Genomic DNA, 18159 nt, shown 5'->3' with positions numbered 1-18159 from the left:
CAGGACTCTTGCCCGCAGCGGGACCGTACTCCCACCGGCCACGCTGAAAGAGAACCAGTGGGAGGAGAATCCGGTGTCTGACCAGCAGCTGTCGGCGGAACACATCGACGTCCTGCTCGCGGCGGCCGTCGCCGCACCGAGCATGCACAACACCCAGCCGTGGCGGTTCGAGGTGGGAGGGCACGTCATCGACCTGTTCCTCGACGGCTCGCGCACCCTGCCGGCAGAGGACCCGACGGGCCGGGCCATGCGTATCGCGGCCGGCGCGGCAACGTTCAACCTGCGCTGCGCCGCCGAGTCGCTCGGCTACGGCACCTGGCTCGGCCTGGCGCCGTACCCGGAAGAGCCCGACCTGCTGGCGCGGATCGTCGTCGAACCCACCAGCAGGCCGGACGACGAGCGGCGTGACCTGGCGCAGCAGATCCCCAGGCGCCACACCGATCGCAACCCGTCCGGCGCGCAGCCGCTGCCGGAGAGCATCAAGGTCGCTCTGTTGCAGGCCGCGTACGCCGAAGGGGCCGAACTGACCTGGCTCGGCGAACCCGAAGTCCGCGCCGTACTCGACATGGTCATCGACACCGATCTCCGCGAAGTCCACGACTGGCATCGCCGCGCCGAACGCGCGCACTGGGTCGGCGGTGACCGCACCACCGAAGGCATCCCGAGCACTGCGCTCGGGCCACGGTCCGCCAGCTACCCGGCCTCCGTTCGGGACATGGCTACGCGGCCGGTCGACCGGATGCGCACGGAGACGACTTTCGAGGAACACCCGGACCTGGCCATCCTGTCCACGGAGGGCGACGAGCCTACGGACCAGGTCGCGGCAGGGCTGGCCCTCGAACGAGTGCTGCTGACCGCGACCCGTGAAGGCGTCAGCGCGTCGTTCCTGAACCAGCCACTGGAGTTCGACGACCTGCGCCGTGCGGTGCAGCGACTGACTCAGCGGCCGGGACATGCGCACATGATCATCCGCTTCGCCCACAGCCGGCCCGGCAACGGAACCGGCCGGCGGCCGGTCTCGGAGTTCCTTCGCACCAAGGAGGAGTCATGACCAGCTCGTTGCAGCAGGAGCCGCGCGTCCGCTGACCACTCTGACGAGTCGTCGGCGCGCATCCGAGAACGCTGACAGGGCCGTCGGCACCGCACGCGCGGGACCTTCGCCCCTTCGCTCGTAGTACCTCGTCCCGGCATCGTGGTCGCATGGTTGAGAAGAGAGTTGTCGTCGGCATCGACGGTGCGGGCGTCAGCGAGAGCGCGATCCGCTGGGGCGCGGTCGAAGCGGCGGCCCGGGGTGTCGGTCTGCGTCTTGTCCATGCGTTTGTGTGGGCGGAGTTCCGGGTGCCGCTGGGACCAAGCGATGTCGCCCCGGGGCTGCGCGCCGCTGCCGACAAGATCGTTGCCGAGGCGCTGGACCTGGCCCGCACGTTCGAGCCTCGCGTAGCAGTCACGGCCGACAGGGTCGACGGCTTCCCCTCGCCCGTGCTGCTGGCGGAATCCCGGAACGCCGAGCTGATCGTGATCGGCAGCCGTTCCGCCGGCCGGACGCTCGGCCTGCTGGTCGGCTCCACCGGACTGGAGCTCGCTGCCCACGCCCACTGCCCGGTCATCGTCGTACGGCCCGCAGAAGACGCAGTGGTCGGCAACCGCGTGGTGATCGGGTACGACGGCTCTCCCGCCGCAGACGCCGCCGTGGACTTCGGCCTGCAGTACGCCGATCGCCACGGACTCGTCGCCCGGATCGTCACGGTTCTCCCGGAGGGCGAGGATGACGTCGCGTCGCCCCTGCGGACTCTGCAGGGCCTGCGGACGGCTGAGGTCGTCCAGGTGACCGGCCACCCGGCCGAGCTGCTGCTCGAATGGTCCGCCGACGCCCAGCTCTTGGTCGTCGGGTCCCGCGGTCGCGGCGGTTTCGCGAGTCTTCTGCTCGGCTCGGTGAGCCAGACCGTGCTGCACCAGGCCCCATGCCCGGTTGCCGTGATACCCACCCCGGCACTCGACAGTCATCGGACCCGCTGACCCAGGTCGTTCGGCACTGACCCGGTCGTTCGGTTGCTGATGTCCTGGAAATGACCCGAAGGAGGTCTCGATGTCCAAGAAGGTATTGGTTGCCTACGCCACCAAGATGGGTGCGACCGCGGGCATCGCCGAGGCGATCGGCACCGAACTGCGGGCGCACGGCCACCCGGTCGACGTCCTCGACGTCACGTCCGTCCCTACCGTCGAGCCGTACGACGTCGTGGTCCTCGGCAGCGCCATCTACATCCGGCGCTGGCGGCGCGAGGCGGTGCGGTTCTTGCGAAGGAACCGCGATGAGCTCCGCGAGCGGCAGGTCTGGCTCTTCCACAGCGGCCCGGTTGGTCCCGACAAGGACCAGGCTCAGGAGATGCCTCCGGCCGTCCGACGACTCGCTCGTGAGATCGGAGCCACTCCCGCGATGACCTTCGCCGGCCGACTCGAACCCGCCACCGCCAAGGGCTTCCTCGCCCGCCGCCTGGCCGCCGGCAACATGGCCGCCGACTCCCGCGACTGGGACAAGATCCGCACCTGGTCCGCCGGCATCGGCGCCGCCATCTCCACCACCCACGCAGGACCAGGCACCGCCCCACGTTCCCAGCCTGATCCTGGCAGGTGATTGTCGCTACGACTTGCGCTGGTTCTTCGCGTGTTCGATGGCGAAGACGGCGGCTTCGGTGCGGCGTTCTACGTTGAGTTTGCGGAGGAGGGAGGAGACGTAGTTCTTGACTGTCTTTTCGGCCAGGTAGAGCGATTGCGCGATCTGGCGGTTGGTCTTGCCGACGGCGATCTCGGCAAGGATCTTGCGCTCCTGCTCGGTGAGCGCGGCGTACCGGGGATCCTCCTCCACCACCGGGTGCCGCAGACGCTCCAGGACCTTCTGGGTCATGGCGGGGTCGAGCAAGGACTCTCCCGCGGCCAAGCGGCGGATCGCCCCAACGAGGTCGCTGGCATGTACCTGCTTCAGCAGGTATCCGGCGGCCCCGGCCATGATCGCCGTGAAGAGTGCCTCGTCGTCGGAGTACGACGTGAGCATCAGGCAAGCCGGCGGGTTCTCCATCGTGGAGCGGATCTCCCGGCAGACGGAGACGCCGTCGCCGTCGGGCAGCCGGACGTCCAGGAGGGCGACATCCGGCCGAACGGCGGGGATGCGCGCGAGCGCCTCCGCGGCGGTCGAAGCGTCACCCACCACCTCGATGTCCGGCTCGTCCTCGAGCAGCTGGTGCAGCCCCAGCCGGACCACCTCGTGGTCGTCCAGCAGAAAGACCCTGATCGTCATCTCAGCTCCTTCGGATTCACCCGCCGTCCGCTCCGGTCGGCGAGCTCGCCTCCAGCATCCACCCCCGCCACGCCACGTAGCAGGGGCAACTGTCCCGCTCCGCGCAGGACTTTTGACCTGCGCAGTCAAGGCGAGAAGACGACCGCCGGCCTGCGGCCTCAGGTCCTCGTCCCCTGCAGCTCTCGCCACCCGCCTGGTTGCCTGGAAGGGCAGAACGAAAGGGAGGCGGAGTCCGATGGACATCGGGTCGCAGAACGTGCAGGTGCCAGGTGACCTCGGCACTCGAGTCAAGCATCGTCGGCTCGAGTTGGGGCTGAGTACGGCGGAGGTCGCCGAGCGCACCGGTATGGGCACGCGCCGTATCGAGCGCATCGAAACACGGCCGGTAGCGCTGACCGGTGGTGAGCTCCTCAGGTTGTCGCGCGCACTCGACACCACCATCAGCGGATTGTTCGCACCGCACCGGAGCCGGTCGGCCCGACGAGCGGTCCTGACGCCGGAGCCCGAGCTGGAACCGATGCGCCGGGACGAGTGCATCAAGCTGATCGAGGCCGGCGTCGTCGGACGGATCGCGTTCAACCGGGCCGACGACCTCCTCGTGATCCCCGTCAACTACTGCTACGTGAACGAGCTGATCGTCTTCCGCACAGCCGCCGACAGCACGGTCGCTCAGTACGACCTCGCGCCCATCGCGTTCGAGATCGACGCCGTCGACGAGAGTCTTCGGGACGGCTGGAGCGTGCTGGTGAATGGCACGGTCCGGCCGGCCACCGGCCAGGAGATCGAGGCCGCCCTCGGCCGTGTCGAGCCCTGGGCCGGCGGCACCCGCGAGACCTACATCGCCATCGAGCCCCGCCGCATCTCCGGCCGGCGCATCCGCTCTTGGTGATCACACAGCCGAAGGGCTCACCGGCTCATGCCGCGGTCGCCGAGCCGGCGTGCAGACGGCCGAGCTCCTCGCCCCAGCGGCGCGCGCGTTCGATCTCGACCTCGCGGATCGGTCCGGTCGACTCGTCCACGAAGAAGCTCGCAGACCCGAGGAGTACTCGGAAGCCCAACCGGCGCAGCACCTTGGCAGCCGATCTCGCGGCCGAGCCGGGGAGCCGGCGGACCTTGGCGATGCGTGTGTCGAAGGTTGCGACGTCGACCTGGGCGCGCCGGCGTCCTGGGGTGGACGGCGTGTCCGCGGTCAGCATGTCCAGCCACTCGCGGATCCCGGTCTCTGTCGGCATCACTACGGTGTGCTGGTTCCTGGCCTCCTGACGTGTGGACGCGCGGCTCATCGAGAACGCATGTGTCGGTCCGCCGACGACGAGCAGCCGCACGTCACCGGGGATCACCGTCGGCGCCCGGTAAGCCGGCACCATCTCGGTGGGAATGCTCTGCCGCAGACCCGCGCAGATCGCAGACGCGATCCGCGCGGTGTTGCCGTACATGGACTCGTAAACGACGAGTGCACGTGTGATGTCGGACATGATCGACCTCCTACGGTGTCAGTACGTCGGAACGACCAGCTCGCCGCGCCTCACGTCGCGGCGCTGCGCTGATCCTTCGTGCTCGGTGGCAGTCACGTGGTGCGGCACGATCGCGACCGGGCAGGTCATCGCGGCCACCGAGCGGCGTGCCACCGGGTCGACCGGCAACGCGCCGGTGTGTGAGCCGACCACGACCAGGCCGACCTCGCTGCTCTCGTGCACCAGCGCTGCGGCCGGCTGGCGGCTGCTCAGGAACCGGGTCACTCTCACGTTCGGGAACTTGCCCGTCCACGGAGCGAGGGTTTCGGACAACAGGTGGTCAGCACGGCTGATCCACGAGTGGTCCGGATCCTCGTCGTTCCACGCGTGCTCGGCGGGCAGACCGGCGTGGACGACGACCAGGTCGCCCTCCCGCCCGGCCGCCGTGCCGAACGCGAACTCCAGTGCCTCGGCGGACAGCGCCGTACCGTCGATGCCGACGGCAACCTTGCGATCCATCAGGCACGGCTTCCACGACGCCGGTACGACGACCACCGGGCAGCCGGCGCGGCTCGCCAGCGTGAGGTTGGTGTGGGCATTCATGAGCCGCTGCGGACCACGACTGCGTGATCGGCCGACCACCAGCATCCTCGCCTTCCGTGCGGCATGGGCGAGGACCCGGACCCGCGAACCCTCACCGGCAACGGCGGCCAGCTCAGTTGCATAGCCGTCCCGATGCCGCACGTGTGCGACAGCCGCTCGCAATGCGTCGTCTGCGCGCTCGGCCGGCGCCTTCGGCGAATACCCCGGCATCATCGGCGAGACCGTGGCGTGCGCCGAGTACGGCGCGACCAGCACGAGCTCAGCACCACACCGCAGTGCCTCCGTGGACGCGTAGTCCACGATCCGCAGATTCTCCGCGCTGCCGTCGACTTCGACCACAACCGGGCCGGTCCTGTTCCAGGTACTCATTTCGCCTACCTCTCTGTCACTACAGGAACTACGACCAACGAGCAGGGGGTGTAGGGCAGGACGACTAAAGCGTCGCGGGCATTGTGGCTACCGCAGCCACGGGTAGCGGCCGACGATGTCGAGCTTGCCCCACCAACCGCCCAAGCCCCACACATTGCCAGCAGCAACGAGCGCGAGAACGACGAGCGTGATGGCACCCAGGATGTGCTCATCCAGCACCGGGTTGTTCTCCGGCGGAAGATTCGCCGACCACATCATCAGATACAACAGCGAACCGCTGACAGCCGCGATCCGCATCCCGATACCCAACGTCAGCGCCAGACCGATACCGGCCAGCGCGACCATGAACAACGGAGTCACCCACCAATCACCCACCAGAGACTGATAGAAGTCCGCCAACGGGCCACTGGTGCCCTTACCCAAGAAACCCGCAGTCGGGTCGCCACCGTCAACCCAGCCCTTACCGGCCGGAGTGGCGTAGCCGAACCCGAACAGCTTGTCGAAGAACGGCCACAAGAAGGTCAGGCCGAAGGCAATCCGCAGTACGGCGAGCGCACGGCCCGCAGCTGTGGTGACGATCAGGTGGCGATCGCCGTCGGGCTCCATTGCGGGAGCCGGTAGGTCGTGTCGGTGCGGCGTGGTGGTCATCGTCGTTCCTTTCGTTCGATTCGACACCTTGATCGTCTGCCCGCTCCCCCACGCCGGTCAGGGCCGTCGCACCTCACCGTCGCGAGCCGAAAGTCCCTCCAGGCCGGGACCCTTGCCGCTGGCAACCGCTCCGCACCGTCCACACCCTGAGAGAACACGAGACTTGGGCCGGAACGGACACGAGATGAACGCGACAACCACCCTGACCAAGGACGAGGTGGCCATCCTGCTCACTGCAGCGATGCACGCCCCGTCCATCCACAACACGCAGCCGTGGCGGTTCGAGATCCACGGTCCGGTGGTTGACGTGCTGCTCGATCGGAACCGCACGCTGCCCGTCGCGGATCCGGCAGGTCGTGCGGCGCGGATCGGGATCGGCGCCGCCGTCCTCAACCTCCGGATCGCAGCGGCGATGCTCGGCCACGAATCGCAGCTCGCACCTGACCCCGACCCCCACCACCCGGACGTGGTGGCGCGGATCTTCCTGGCCGACCGCAAGTCCCCAGTGCCAGAACTGGGCCGTCTGTACGGCGAACTGCGTCGCAGGCACACCTATCGCGGGCCGATGCTCGATCAGGGCATCGCACCGCGCGTGCTGGCACGACTCGACGACGCCGCTCAGGCCGAGCGCGCGACTCTACGCTGGCTCGACCCAGACGAGACATCCCGGCTCGGCGAGTTGCTCCGGCGCGTCGATGACACAGAGCTGCACGACGAGGACCGCCTGCACGAGCGGCTCCGGTGGATCGGTGGAGACAGACCATCCGACGGCGTCCAGGAGAGCGCGCTCGGCCCCTTGCCGACTCGGCCGGCGTTCGTCCGCGACCTCTCCGCGGGATTCGACAGTACGCACCGCAGTCAGGCCGTCTTCGAGCAACGGCCCAGCCTCGCCGTCCTGTGCACGCCGCAAGAAGACGCGGCCGCCTGGCTGCGAGCCGGCATGGCCCTCGAGCGCGTGCTGCTCGTCGCGACCTCCTACGACCTCGCCGCGTCATTTCTCCATCAACTGCTCGAGCACAACACGGCGCGGGCCGCGGTACGCGAGCTCGTCGGCGGTGGCTCGTGGCCGCAGATGGTGATGCGCATCGGCTACCCGGCTCACTCCGGGCACAGCACCTCGCGCCGAGACTGGCGCGAGTCCTTCGACCAATGGTTCTGACAAACCGGACCAGGAGACTCGAACATCACACACCGCTTCGTCCGAGCGGCCGGTTCAGTGCTGAAGGACTCCGGCTCTAGGTGGTGTGCTGATGACGATGGGCGGGAAGGTCAGCGGCCGGGCCTCGACCACGTAGAGCTGACTCGATACCCCGTCCTTGGCCCAATCGAGCTCCATCCGCCGCTTGCAGCGCGCGTCGGCAAGGACCGACCACTGCGCGAGGACCTGCAACTCGCCGTCGGACAGAACCAGCCCGCTCCGCTCCTTCGGTGTGGTCGGAACCAGCCGCGTCGCCCGGCGTCCGGCGTACACGGTCTTCGTTCGCTTGGCGCCGCGGTGCCTGATGATCATCGGATGGCTGCCCGGATAGATCGAGAACTGGTCGGGATCGTCGGCGGCCGGCTCCCCCAGGCCCCAGGCCGCGCTGACCCGGACCAACGAGCTCTCGCCGTGGACCGTGCCCGAGCCGCCGCGGTCCGAGCGCACCATCAGCTGGACCGTGACCGGCATGGCCGCAGTCAGGTGGTCAGGTCCGCAGAGCTCGCGGTCGCCGACGGCCGCGGCACTGAACAGATCCGCGAAGCATCGCCGGCACGCGGCGAGCGCATCGGCCCCGGTGTTCAGATGAAGGAAGAGCTCGTCTCGTGCCCCGTCCTGCGGGGTGATCGGGCTGCACCGGACGGCGACCTCGGTGCCGTCGCCACCCAGCTCCTCGTAGGCGGCGAGAATCTCGTCGGCCAAGGCCGGCGGCAACGACGTGGCACCGAAGGCGGTGCGGATCGCGGCCGCAACCACCCTCAGGTCCCGGCCGACCCGGTACCTGCGGATCTCACGCGCGATCACCGGCCCGAGCCGCCCCTCGCGCACGAACTCCTCGTACGCCGCCGCGGTCACCACGAAGCCGACCGGAACCCGAATGCCATCCCGTGACAGCTCCGCCAGCCGAGAGTTCTTCACACCGACCACAGCAGCGTCGGTCGCGGCGTCGTCCTGAAGACGAACGATCCTCTCGGTGCTCATCAGCTACCGCCTCCCCCTCGACTTTCTCGAACCGGCCACTTACCTGTACTTCCACACTGGTTGAGGCGCCGCATTGTGTTCAGAGCCGAAAGTCCCGTCGTTCGTGACAACTCAGCCCGGACGTACCAGCCCGTGGTTCGTGGGGTCGATGTTTGGACCTTGTGAGTGGATGAGGAAGGCTGGGGCCCGGAGCGCCGGGAAGTCTGGTCGGCAGTGCCCGTCCCTGTTCGGGGTGCGGGTTGGACGTCGACCCTGGAGGCTGTGTGACGCTCGCCGATCGCTGTCAGAAGCCCGTGAGAGCCGGTCGAGACGCGTGTGGCTGCGGCGTAGGCTGCGAGTGTGCACGGAGAGCAGATGGCCGAGGAGTTCCCGGTGGTCAGCCTGGACTCGGAGGCGCGCGCAGCGGTGCAGTTACTTGCGGCGCGACGCTTGCCCGGTCTGATCGTGGTCCGCGAGGATGGCACGCCGTACTCCGTGCTGCCTGCGTCGCAGGTCGTTCGGTTCCTGGTGCCGAGCTACGTCCAGGACGATCCGTCGCTGGCTCGGGTGATCGACGAACCGTTGGCCGACAGGGTCGCGGACAAGTTGTCCGGCGTGCCTGTGCGCAAGCTGCTGCCGTCGGAGCCGGCCGAGCTGCCGGTGGTCAACCACGACGACACGGTGCTGGAGATCGCGGCCACCATGGCCCGCCTGCGCTGTCCGCTGGTCGCCGTGGTGAAGGACCGGGAGATCATCGGCGCGATCACCGCGTCCCGGTTGCTCGAACTGGTCGTGCCCAAGGACTGATCTCGTCCGCTGCCGCCACGCTGTTGCGTTGCGTCGCCGGAGTTGTGGCATGACGGCGATCGCCGTCGTCGTCTTCGCTCTGGCCTATGTCCTGATCGCCACCGAGTGGACGCACAAGCTGCTGGCGGCGCTCGGTGGCGCGGCAGTCCTGCTCGCGCTCGGGGTGACCGACTCCGAGCACGCCTTCTACTCCCCTGACACGGGCGTCGACTGGGACGTCATCTTCTTGCTGTTCGGGATGATGGTGATCGTCGGCGTGCTGCGCCGGACCGGCGTGTTCGAGTACGTCGCAATCTGGGCGGCCAAGCGGGCCAACGGCTCTCCTCTCCGGGTGATGATCCTGCTGACGCTGATCACCGCCGGCGCGTCGGCATTCCTGGACAATGTGACGACCGTGTTGCTGATCGCACCGGTCACCCTGCTGGTCTGCGAGCGGCTGGGGATCAACCCGGTGCCGTTCCTGATCGCTGAGGTGACGGCGTCGAACATCGGGGGCGCGGCCACCCTGATCGGTGATCCGCCGAACATCATCATCGCCAGCCGGTCCGGACTGACCTTCAACGACTTCGTGATGCACCTGACGCCGCTGGTGGTGATCGAGCTCGTGGTGTTCACGCTCGTCCTGCCCAGGATCTTCCGCGGGTCGTTCGCAGTCGACCCGGCCCGTGTCGAGGACGTGATGCGGCTGAACGAGCGGGAGGCGATCGCGGACAAGGTGCTGCTGATCAAATGCGGCGCGGTTCTGGTGCTCGTCTTCGCCGGCTTCATCGGCCGGTCACTGTTCGGCATCGCACCGTCAGTGGTCGCCCTGCTCGGCGCGGGCCTGCTGGTGCTGATCTCAGGCGTGAAGACCAAGGACTACATGGGCAGCGTGGAGTGGCAGACGTTGCTGTTCTTCGCCGGGCTGTTCGTGATGGTCGGTGCGCTGGTCAAGACCGGTGTGATCAGCAGGTTGGCGGACGCGGTCGGGGCGGCGACCGAGGGCCGGGCGTTGCTGGCGACGATGCTGATCCTGCTCGTCTCAGCCGTCTTGTCCGGGATCGTGGACAACATCCCCTATGTCGCCACGATGAGTCCCGTGGTGCTCGAACTCACCAAGACCGTCGCTGACCCGTCCCAGGCCCACGCGTTGTGGTGGGCGCTGGCCATCGGCGCGGACTTCGGCGGCAACGCCACGGCGATCGGCGCCAGTGCCAACGTGGTCGTCATCGGGCTGGCGCTGCGAGCGGGGTACCCGATCAGCTTCTGGGAATTCACCCGCAAGGGCGTAGTGATCACCGCGATCACCATCGCAGTCGCCGCGCCGTACCTCTGGCTGCGGTACTTCGCGTTCACCTGAGAAGGCAGCACAACCCCGCGGTTCGGGATGAAAGCGAACTGAAAGCGAGGTCGGGAAGACTCATCGCTTCGATCGGTTCGACCTTGGAGTTGTCGATGAAGCGAGCCAGGCGGATCAGTGCCCGTGTGTGGACAGTCCGGTTCCGGAAGAGTATCGCCGTACTGGCAGCCGGGGCGGCGCTGAGCATTGCCTCTGTCGGAGTAGCTCCGGCCACGGTGGCCACTGCGGCGGAGCCGGCGGGGCACCGGCCTGTTCCGGTCGTCTACGACAGTGACTTGGACTTCGATGATGCGTCGACACTGGCGTTCCTCTGTCAGGCGCACAAGCAAGGCCGGATCGAACTGCGCGCCGTCACCGTGGTGAACAACGGCATCGGTACGGCGGGTCGCTCGTTGACGCATGCGCGCACGATTCTCCAGAAGTGCGGTCTTCCCCGCGTTCCGGTGGCCGATGGTTCACCGACTGGTGTGCACCTGGCACCGCCAGAGGCGAGGGAGACGTTCGAGCGCGTCCTGACCGGAGCGCTCGACGACGCCGACCAACCCGACCAACCGTCCTCGGTGACAGCGGCACAGCTGATCGCGACGTCGGTCCTGAGCTCGCGTGAGCCCGTGACGATGCTGGCTACCGGCCCGCTCAGCAACGTAGCCGCGGCGTTGCGCGAACACGGAGGTGTCGCGCAGAAGATCGCCTCGCTCTACGTGATGGGTGGAGCGTTCGACGTACCGGGCAATCTCTTCGGTTCGACAACTGGCGGGTTCGACAACACCCAGGAGGTCAACCTCTGGATCGACCCGAACGCAGCCGACTTCGTGTTCCGGACGATGCCCACCGAGCGGATCCGGATCGTTCCGCTGGACGCCACGAACCACGTGATGATCACTCAGGCGTACGTCGACCGTCTCGGCGCCACGGCCGACACGGTGGAGGCGCGGCTTGTGCACGCGATCCTCACTCAACCGGACCTGCCTCCGCTCATCGAGCTCGACATCATGTTCTGGTGGGACGCGCTCGCCGCCACATCACTCGTCCTAGGGCCGCGCGACGACCTCGTCCAGTACCGGCCGGGACGTGTCTCCGTGGTCCTCGACGGCGCTTCGTCGGGCCGTACGATCGTCGCTCCCGACGGCACACCACAACTGATCGGATACACCGCCGACGGCGCACGGTTCGAAGACACGTTCACGTCGACCCTCAACGGCGGCCGGCACTAGGCACGCGAGGTCAGCGATGCTGCTACCGCTGCGGATCCCAGCGTTCCCGGCAGAGGAAGATGCCTGAAGGACTGTCAATCGACTTACATACTTGGGTTTACAGCGTTGTAAACCTGCGTATACCGTTGGGCTCTCATTCGCGGCTAGACCATCCGGCCGGGCGGGGTGACGGCAGGTCGCGGCGAGTCTGAGGAGGCATGGCGTGAGCGGTCGAACGGGTAAACGGTTGGTCGTTGTGTTGGCTGCCTGCGCGGTTGCCTTGCTGTGGACCGTCGGGTCCGGTGCGGCAGCAGTTCAGCGGCCGGCACCAGCGCCGGTCTACGGTCCGAGTGCGGCCGACCCAGGTCTGTTGCGGGTAGGTAGCCAGTACTACGCCTTCATGACCGGCGGTCCTCTGGGCGAGGTCGCACGATCCAGCACACCCGGCGGGCCGTGGACAGCCCAGCCGAACGCGCTGAGCCGTTGGGGAGCCTGGGCGGCCGGCACAGGCGCGGTCTGGGCTCCGGATGCTTGGCAGACCTCGGCCGGCTGGGTCTTGTACTACGCCGCGCAGGCGAAGGGCTTCGCCGGACAACGGTGCATCGGGACGGCAGTGGCCGGCGATCCCGGCGGCCCCTACACACCGACCGACACTCCACTGATCTGCCCGATCCTCGGCGGCGACGACCCGGCCGCGGATCGCCCCGATCCGACCGCCGGGGTGATCGACCCGAGTCCTTTCCAGGATTCCGATGGTCGGCGCTATCTGCTGTACAAGACGCAGAAGACGCCCGGCACCATCCGCATGTTCCCGCTGTCGGCAGACGGCCTGCACGGCCGGGGCGAGCTCAGCCACGAACTGGTGCGGCACGCGGACAGCATCGAGAACCCGGTGATGGTCAAGCGCGGCGACCAATACGTCCTCCTGGCATCGGCGAACTGGTTCGACCAGTGCCGCTACTCGACCGTGTGGCGGCGGTCGACCGACCCATGGTCGTTCGCGGACAAGCAAGAGCATGTGTTGTTGGATCAAGCCAACACCGGCCTGTGCGGCCCCGGCGGAGCCGACGTCGTGACCGGTGGCAGCGGCCCGGACCTGATCTACCTGCACGGTTGGGTGTGCACACCAGATGACCAGCCATGCCAGTACGACGGCGTGGTCACCGACCCGAACAAGAGGCGCGTCATGTACGCCGCGAAACTCGCATGGGGTCAGGACGACGCCACGCCGAACGTCCCCGCATTCCTCCCGCCCGTCCCACCGAGATAGCGATCGGGCTCCGGCGGTTGGTGGAGCAGTGATTTCATGGTGGTGTGGAGCACGATCAGGACGAGGTCCTCGAAGTCGGGAAGACTTCGGGACGTGGGCGCCGAAGGGCCGGATGGATTCTGGTCCTGGTGGTGCTGACCCTGATCGTCCTCCACGCCTCGACGGATCGTTCGGACCGTCAGGCCGTGCCGAGTCCCACGCCGTCCGATCTGATCAGCACGATTCCGGACGGGCGGACGGCGCAGGCATGGCCGACAGCGCCCGGCGCCTGCGGAGCGGACACGCTGCTGCCGATCGTGTCGAGCGCGCCACCGGCGCAGCAAACCGGGATCCAGGTACTGCTCGGCGGAGACCGGCTCCGACTCGTCGACTTCGACAGCGGCCGAGCGACGACCTTGCCGGACGCGGTCGTCCGTCCGGGCGAGTACGCCGCTGTCCTGGCCGGTGATCCGGTCACGGCGTACGCGACGACCGAGTCGTGCGACGAGACAGCTCCGTATGCCATGGTGCGCATCAGCGTCGATCACCGGGTCAGCGTCGTCCGCCCACTCGGTCCCACCGAGTCACCGCTGACCGATGGCAACCGGGTATGGATCGCTTCCTTCGCCAGTGACATCGACAACCCCTACGCGACGATCGCTCCGGTCACCGGCGGGCAGCGGGTGCGGCTGCCGCACGGCTTCTACGCATCCGCAATCGTGGGCGAGACGATCGTCGGGCAAATGCAGCCCGATCCGGGGATCTCACCGACGTGGCTCGCGCTCGTCGACGCACGCACCGGTCGGTTGCAGGCCAAGCTCGAACAACACGTGGCGCCGCTCGCGGTCGGCGCAGGCCAAGTCCTCTGGACCAGTGGCTGCGACGACGACGCGTCACCGTGCACGCTGCGCCGCCGATCGACCGCCGGCGGGCAGACCCTCGGATCCCCTCTTCCGGGCCCCGCCTGCTGCGGCGTCGTCAGCCCTGACGGCACGAGGATTGCCTTCCTGATCGAACGAGCAGCGACAGACTCACGGTACGACGACCACCCGCTCCCGCCCATGGACATCGCGATCATGCGGCTCGACACCGGCCGGCTGGACATCGTGCCGGGAATCGAACTGCCCGCCAAGTCTCAACCCGGTCTGGCATTCGCCGGGCCTGGAGACTGGTTGGTGATCGCCCTCAACGCCGGATCCCGCACCCGGCTACTCGCCTGGCAGCCCGGACGGCGGCAGCCCTACGAGACCAACGCACTTCCCGGCCCCGTCCACGACCCACCGACACTCGTCATCACCAGCCACTGACCACCTCAACCTCGTGCTGGGCGACGACTACCTTTGTCGTCTGAGCGTGAGCGCCCTGAGGCAGGAACTGGTCGGAGTGCGTTGGCGACCCACCTGGAGCTTTGGCCGGCCGGCTGAGGCTCTGCACAAAGCAGACTCTTCTTCCGCGATCCTGTCGCGTTGCTGGGTCAGCGGTAGGGGATGTTTTCCTGTTCGAGGATTGCGACGAAGGCGTTCGTGGCCTGCTGGAACAGCTCGATGCCGCTGAAGCCTCCGGCTGGGCCGGCTTTGCTGAGGTGGGGTTCCATCGAGAAGAAGCCGTCGAAGCCGTCCGCCTTGAGGGCGCGCATCGTCTCGGCGACGCCGCCGTCGCCGGCACCCGCCACTACTACGCGCTGGTCGGCCAGCAGGGCGTCCTTGATTTGCACGTACTCCAGATGTGGGCGCAACAGCTCGAAGGCTTCCGGGAAGGGAGAGATCCCGCACTGGACGAAGTTCGCCGCATCCCAGGCGATCTTCAGATTCGGCGAGCCGACGGACTCGATGATGTCGAGGCAGCGTTCCGGCAGATCGCCGTAGATCTTCTTCTCGTTCTCGTGCAACAGGATCACGTCCCGCCCCGCGGCCCGCTCGGCGAGCGTCGACAGCCGCCGCAGTACCTCGTCACGGTGCTGCTTGGGTTCGTCGCCCTCTGGATAGTAGAAGGAGAAGATCCGGATGTACGGCGCCTCGAGCACCTCCGCCACCTGCAGGGCCCGGTCGAACCGGCGCAGGTGCTCGTCGAAATCGTCGGCGACCGAGATCTTGCCGATCGGCGAGCCGATCGAGGAGGTCTGGATGGCGCTGTCGCGCAGCTGTGCGGCCACGGCTGCCAGCTGTTCGTCGTCCAGGTCGAGCACATTCGTGTTCCAGGCGCTGCGGACCTCTATGTGAGCGATGCCCAAGCCGTTGAGCACCTCACACTGCACGGAGAGCTCAGGTGAGATCTCGTCGGCGAAACCGGAGAGTGTCCACATGTCAGTGTCCGCTCAGCGCGACCGGCGCTTCGGCTTTGGAGGATTCGTAGACGGACAGGATGAACTCCAGCGCCCGGCGACCGTCCTGCCCTGAGCTCAACAGCGGCGTACCCGACTTGATGGCACTGATCAGGTCCACCATCTGGCGGCGATGTCCCTCGTGCTTGATGGCGGTGGGATCGGAGGCGGCCGATGTCGCCGCGAGGCCCTCGGACGAGGTCGACTTACGGTTGCCATAGGCCCCGGTCTCCCCCTTCTCGTCCTTGAGTTCCTTCATCACGATGGTCCCGTCGTCGATCGCTACAGAGCCCTCCGTACCGCAGATCTCCAGTCGCTCCGGAAGCCCCGGGTACATCGTGGTGCTCGCATGCACCGTGCCGACGGCACCGCTGGCGAAGCGCACGAGCGCCGCCGCATCGTCCTCGACCTCGATGTCGTGCGCGAGGGTGTTGGCCTGGGCGACCAGGCTCTTCGCCGGGCCCATCAGCCACAGCAGCAGGTCGACGTAGTGCACGCCCTGATTCATCAGGCTGCCGCCACCGTCGAGCTTCCAGGTGCCTCGCCAGTCGGCGCCGTCGTAGTAGCCCTGCGTGCGGTACCACTTGGTCGACGCCGTCCCGACCACGAGTCGGCCGAGCCGTCCCGAATCGATCAGGCCACGCACTTCCTGCAGCCCGTCGTCGAAGCGGTGCTGGGAGATCACACTGAGCTGGACGCCGGCGTCGGCACAGGCGGTGATCAGCCTGTCCGCCATCTCCAGCGTGACGTCGATGGGCTTCTCCACGAGCACGTGCTTGCCCGCCTGCGCCGCCGCGATACCGATCTCGGCATGCAGGCCGCTCGGTGTGGTGACGCAGATGACGTGGATGTCGTCGCGGGCGAGCATCTCGTCGAGGCTCGCGAAGCTCTCCACGCCGAACTCCGCCGCGAGAGCGTCGGCGCGCTCGCCGATCACGTCGTTCACGCCGATCAGCTTCGCCTCGGGAATCTCGCTCAGCGCGTTGGCGTGCCAGCGGCTGATTACGCCGCATCCGACGATGCCGAAGCCGAGAATGTCGTTACTCATACCTGAGGGCCTTTCGCTGGTTCGGTTTTCAGGATCTCGATGTTGCGGAAGCTCTCCGCGAAAGCAACGCCGATCTTCGCACCCGCGGCGCGCAGCGCCGGCCCGGGCCGGTCGTCGAAGCTCCAGGCGGGCTTGCCGGTCTTGCCACCGAGCTGACTGGTGTGGCACTTGATCGCGCGGGCCTTGAGTTCCACCACGTCGGTCACATCGATGATCCGGTCGGCGTCGCCGTTGGCCGGGATCCAGACATCGTTGACCCGGTGCGGCTCGAACCCCTCGTCGAGCAGGTCCGTATAGGCGCGCGGGCTGCTGGCTTCCGGGTACGTCGCGATGAGCGTCGCCTCGGCCGCCGCCATGTGATCCGCGTGGGAGAGCGAGATCGGCATGTCCAGGACGCGGAACGGCGCCATCGTGAGGATGAGCTGGGGCTTGTAGCGCCGGATCTCGCGGACGATGTCATGGCGGAGATCCTCGGTCACTTCCAGCGTGCCGTTCTTCCGCCCCAGGTATCTGACCTCCTTGACGCCGAGCACGTCCGCGGCGGCCCGCTGCTCCGCCGCACGGGTGGTGAGCGGAGGATTGAGCAGTGTTGCGAACATCTGGTCGTCGATCCCGACCACGGCCAGATCACGGGGAACCGACAGCCCCCGGCGCTGGGACGTACGGATCACGACAGCCGCCACCGAGTCGTCGGAGGCGATGATGGCCGACGGCGCGGGGTCGAGATCGAGAAGCTCGCTGGTGGCCCGCTCCCAGGTCAGCGGGTCGGCGGTGTAGTCCGCGAGGCGGACATAGTCCTCCTGGTACGGCAGGCCGACCTTCTTGAGCCCCCGGCGGTAACCCGCGGCACGCTCGCGAGTGCTGTCACGGGACCTGGGACCACGCAGGAACGCGATCCGCCTGTGCCCCAGGTCGTGGAGATGCTCGACGGCGCCGGCGACACCGGCCCGATCGTTCCAGGTGACCCGGCCGAACTCCGGGCCGGGACGCCGTCGGTTGACGACGACGGCGAGGATCCCGGCGGCGGGCAGATCAGTCAGATGCGTGTTGTCCACGGCCTCGGAGTTGGCGATGAAGATGATTCCGTCCACGCCCTTCGTACGCAGCACCGTGACCACCTCGGCCTCGTCCCGGGAACCGCGGGCGTGGCAGACGATCAGGTTGTAACCCGCGGCGCGGGCAGCCGTTTCGAGCGCACCGACAGCGCTGAAGAACAGCGCCGTCTCGATCTCGGCGACGACTAGCCCGATGGTCGCGGTGCGTCCGGTGACCAGCCCGCGGGCGATGCTGCTGGGGCGGTAGCGCAGCGTCGAGATGACGCCGCGGACCCGTTCGAGAGTTTCCGCCGAGATCCGCAGAGTGCGACCGTTCAGGACGTTCGACACCGTACTCACGGAGACCTCGCTCATCTCGGCGATCTGCCGGATCGTCACTCGATCAGAGCTCATCGCCGACCTCCTGGTAGAACGTTTTAGTAAAACGCTCCATCAAGCCAACCGAACAAAGAATGGACAACACGAGGGAATGGCCGCGGAGATTTCGGCGGATCCTTTGTCGCCGATTCTCTGCACGCGCACGACTGACACTCTCCCGCAGAGTCGTGAAGGATTTCCTCGCGCCGGCCCGGGAGACGTCCGCCCTGAATAGATCGTTCGGTCATTAGAGCATGCAACCGCTTG

General features: G+C 67.5%; 18 protein-coding genes. 10 read left to right on the top strand and 8 right to left on the bottom strand.

Going from position 1 to position 18159, the window contains the following annotated elements; all coding sequences use genetic code 11:
- Positions 1 to 73: 73 nt before the first annotated feature.
- The 3 genes from OG817_RS12000 (at position 74) to OG817_RS11990 (ending at position 2632) form a co-directional block, all read left to right on the top strand.
- On the top strand, positions 74 to 1051 hold the full coding sequence (locus OG817_RS12000) for an Acg family FMN-binding oxidoreductase (RefSeq protein WP_406054085.1): 978 nt from the start codon (positions 74 to 76) through the stop codon (positions 1049 to 1051).
- A gap of 149 nt (positions 1052 to 1200) precedes the next feature.
- Positions 1201 to 2016 carry a universal stress protein gene (locus tag OG817_RS11995; protein WP_406054083.1) on the top strand — a complete coding sequence of 272 codons (816 nt, stop codon included), beginning with the start codon at positions 1201 to 1203 and terminating at the stop codon, positions 2014 to 2016.
- A 70-nt stretch (positions 2017 to 2086) separates the two neighbouring features.
- Positions 2087 to 2632 carry a flavodoxin domain-containing protein gene (locus OG817_RS11990; RefSeq protein WP_406054081.1) on the top strand — a complete coding sequence of 182 codons (546 nt, stop codon included), beginning with the start codon at positions 2087 to 2089 and terminating at the stop codon, positions 2630 to 2632.
- 6 nt (positions 2633 to 2638) lie between these two features.
- Here the strand turns inward: OG817_RS11990 and OG817_RS11985 are convergent, their stop codons facing one another.
- Positions 2639 to 3292 (bottom strand): response regulator, encoded by a 654-nt coding sequence (locus OG817_RS11985; RefSeq protein ID WP_396396165.1) that lies wholly within the window; start codon positions 3290 to 3292, stop codon positions 2639 to 2641.
- 235 nt (positions 3293 to 3527) lie between these two features.
- On the opposite strand from OG817_RS11985, the gene OG817_RS11980 reads away from it, so the two are divergent.
- Positions 3528 to 4181: a helix-turn-helix domain-containing protein gene (locus tag OG817_RS11980; protein ID WP_406054079.1), complete on the top strand. Its 654-nt coding sequence runs from the start codon at positions 3528 to 3530 to the stop codon at positions 4179 to 4181.
- Positions 4182 to 4206: 25 nt separating this feature from the next.
- Here the strand turns inward: OG817_RS11980 and OG817_RS11975 are convergent, their stop codons facing one another.
- The 3 genes from OG817_RS11975 to OG817_RS11965 form a co-directional block, all read right to left on the bottom strand.
- Positions 4207 to 4767 carry a flavodoxin family protein gene (locus OG817_RS11975; protein ID WP_406054077.1) on the bottom strand — a complete coding sequence of 187 codons (561 nt, stop codon included), beginning with the start codon at positions 4765 to 4767 and terminating at the stop codon, positions 4207 to 4209.
- Positions 4768 to 4785: 18 nt separating this feature from the next.
- A complete protein-coding gene (locus tag OG817_RS11970; RefSeq protein WP_406054075.1) occupies positions 4786 to 5718 on the bottom strand; it encodes a universal stress protein in 933 nt (310 codons plus the stop codon).
- A gap of 87 nt (positions 5719 to 5805) precedes the next feature.
- Positions 5806 to 6366, bottom strand: coding sequence for a hypothetical protein (locus tag OG817_RS11965; protein WP_406054073.1), 561 nt, complete (start codon positions 6364 to 6366; stop codon positions 5806 to 5808).
- A gap of 184 nt (positions 6367 to 6550) precedes the next feature.
- Between OG817_RS11965 and OG817_RS11960 the strand changes: the two genes are divergently transcribed.
- Positions 6551 to 7525, top strand: a complete 975-nt coding sequence (locus OG817_RS11960) for an Acg family FMN-binding oxidoreductase (protein ID WP_406054071.1) — start codon at positions 6551 to 6553, stop codon at positions 7523 to 7525.
- Positions 7526 to 7579: 54 nt separating this feature from the next.
- Here OG817_RS11960 and OG817_RS11955 read toward each other — a convergent pair whose 3' ends face one another.
- Positions 7580 to 8545, bottom strand: coding sequence for a PEP/pyruvate-binding domain-containing protein (locus OG817_RS11955; RefSeq protein ID WP_406054069.1), 966 nt, complete (start codon positions 8543 to 8545; stop codon positions 7580 to 7582).
- A gap of 339 nt (positions 8546 to 8884) precedes the next feature.
- Here OG817_RS11955 and OG817_RS11950 point away from each other — a divergent pair, with 339 nt between their 5' ends.
- The 5 genes from OG817_RS11950 (at position 8885) to OG817_RS11930 (ending at position 14419) form a co-directional block, all read left to right on the top strand.
- On the top strand, positions 8885 to 9331 hold the full coding sequence (locus tag OG817_RS11950) for a CBS domain-containing protein (protein WP_396396178.1): 447 nt from the start codon (positions 8885 to 8887) through the stop codon (positions 9329 to 9331).
- Between the two features lie 49 nt (positions 9332 to 9380).
- On the top strand, positions 9381 to 10670 hold the full coding sequence (locus OG817_RS11945) for an SLC13 family permease (protein ID WP_406054066.1): 1290 nt from the start codon (positions 9381 to 9383) through the stop codon (positions 10668 to 10670).
- A gap of 95 nt (positions 10671 to 10765) precedes the next feature.
- Positions 10766 to 11884: a nucleoside hydrolase gene (locus tag OG817_RS11940; RefSeq protein WP_406054064.1), complete on the top strand. Its 1119-nt coding sequence runs from the start codon at positions 10766 to 10768 to the stop codon at positions 11882 to 11884.
- 202 nt (positions 11885 to 12086) lie between these two features.
- Positions 12087 to 13133, top strand: a complete 1047-nt coding sequence (locus OG817_RS11935; protein ID WP_406054062.1) for a glycoside hydrolase family 43 protein — start codon at positions 12087 to 12089, stop codon at positions 13131 to 13133.
- Positions 13134 to 13261: 128 nt separating this feature from the next.
- Positions 13262 to 14419 (top strand): hypothetical protein, encoded by a 1158-nt coding sequence (locus OG817_RS11930; protein WP_406054060.1) that lies wholly within the window; start codon positions 13262 to 13264, stop codon positions 14417 to 14419.
- Positions 14420 to 14586: 167 nt separating this feature from the next.
- Here the strand turns inward: OG817_RS11930 and OG817_RS11925 are convergent, their stop codons facing one another.
- The 3 genes from OG817_RS11925 to OG817_RS11915 are packed head-to-tail and all read right to left on the bottom strand — an operon-like array spanning position 14587 to position 17928.
- Positions 14587 to 15414 (bottom strand): sugar phosphate isomerase/epimerase family protein, encoded by an 828-nt coding sequence (locus OG817_RS11925; protein WP_406054057.1) that lies wholly within the window; start codon positions 15412 to 15414, stop codon positions 14587 to 14589.
- 1 nt (position 15415) lies between these two features.
- Positions 15416 to 16480 (bottom strand): Gfo/Idh/MocA family protein, encoded by a 1065-nt coding sequence (locus OG817_RS11920; protein ID WP_406054055.1) that lies wholly within the window; start codon positions 16478 to 16480, stop codon positions 15416 to 15418.
- Positions 16477 to 17928 (bottom strand): substrate-binding domain-containing protein, encoded by a 1452-nt coding sequence (locus tag OG817_RS11915; RefSeq protein WP_406054053.1) that lies wholly within the window; start codon positions 17926 to 17928, stop codon positions 16477 to 16479. Before OG817_RS11915 ends, OG817_RS11920 begins: the two co-directional genes overlap by 4 nt.
- Between the last annotated feature and the right edge of the window lie 231 nt (positions 17929 to 18159).

Origin of the sequence: Kribbella sp. NBC_00889 (genome assembly GCF_045207705.1) — a bacterium.
Classification (GTDB): Bacteria; Actinomycetota; Actinomycetes; order Propionibacteriales; family Kribbellaceae; genus Kribbella.
This window is presented reverse-complemented; position numbering and strand designations above follow the sequence as displayed.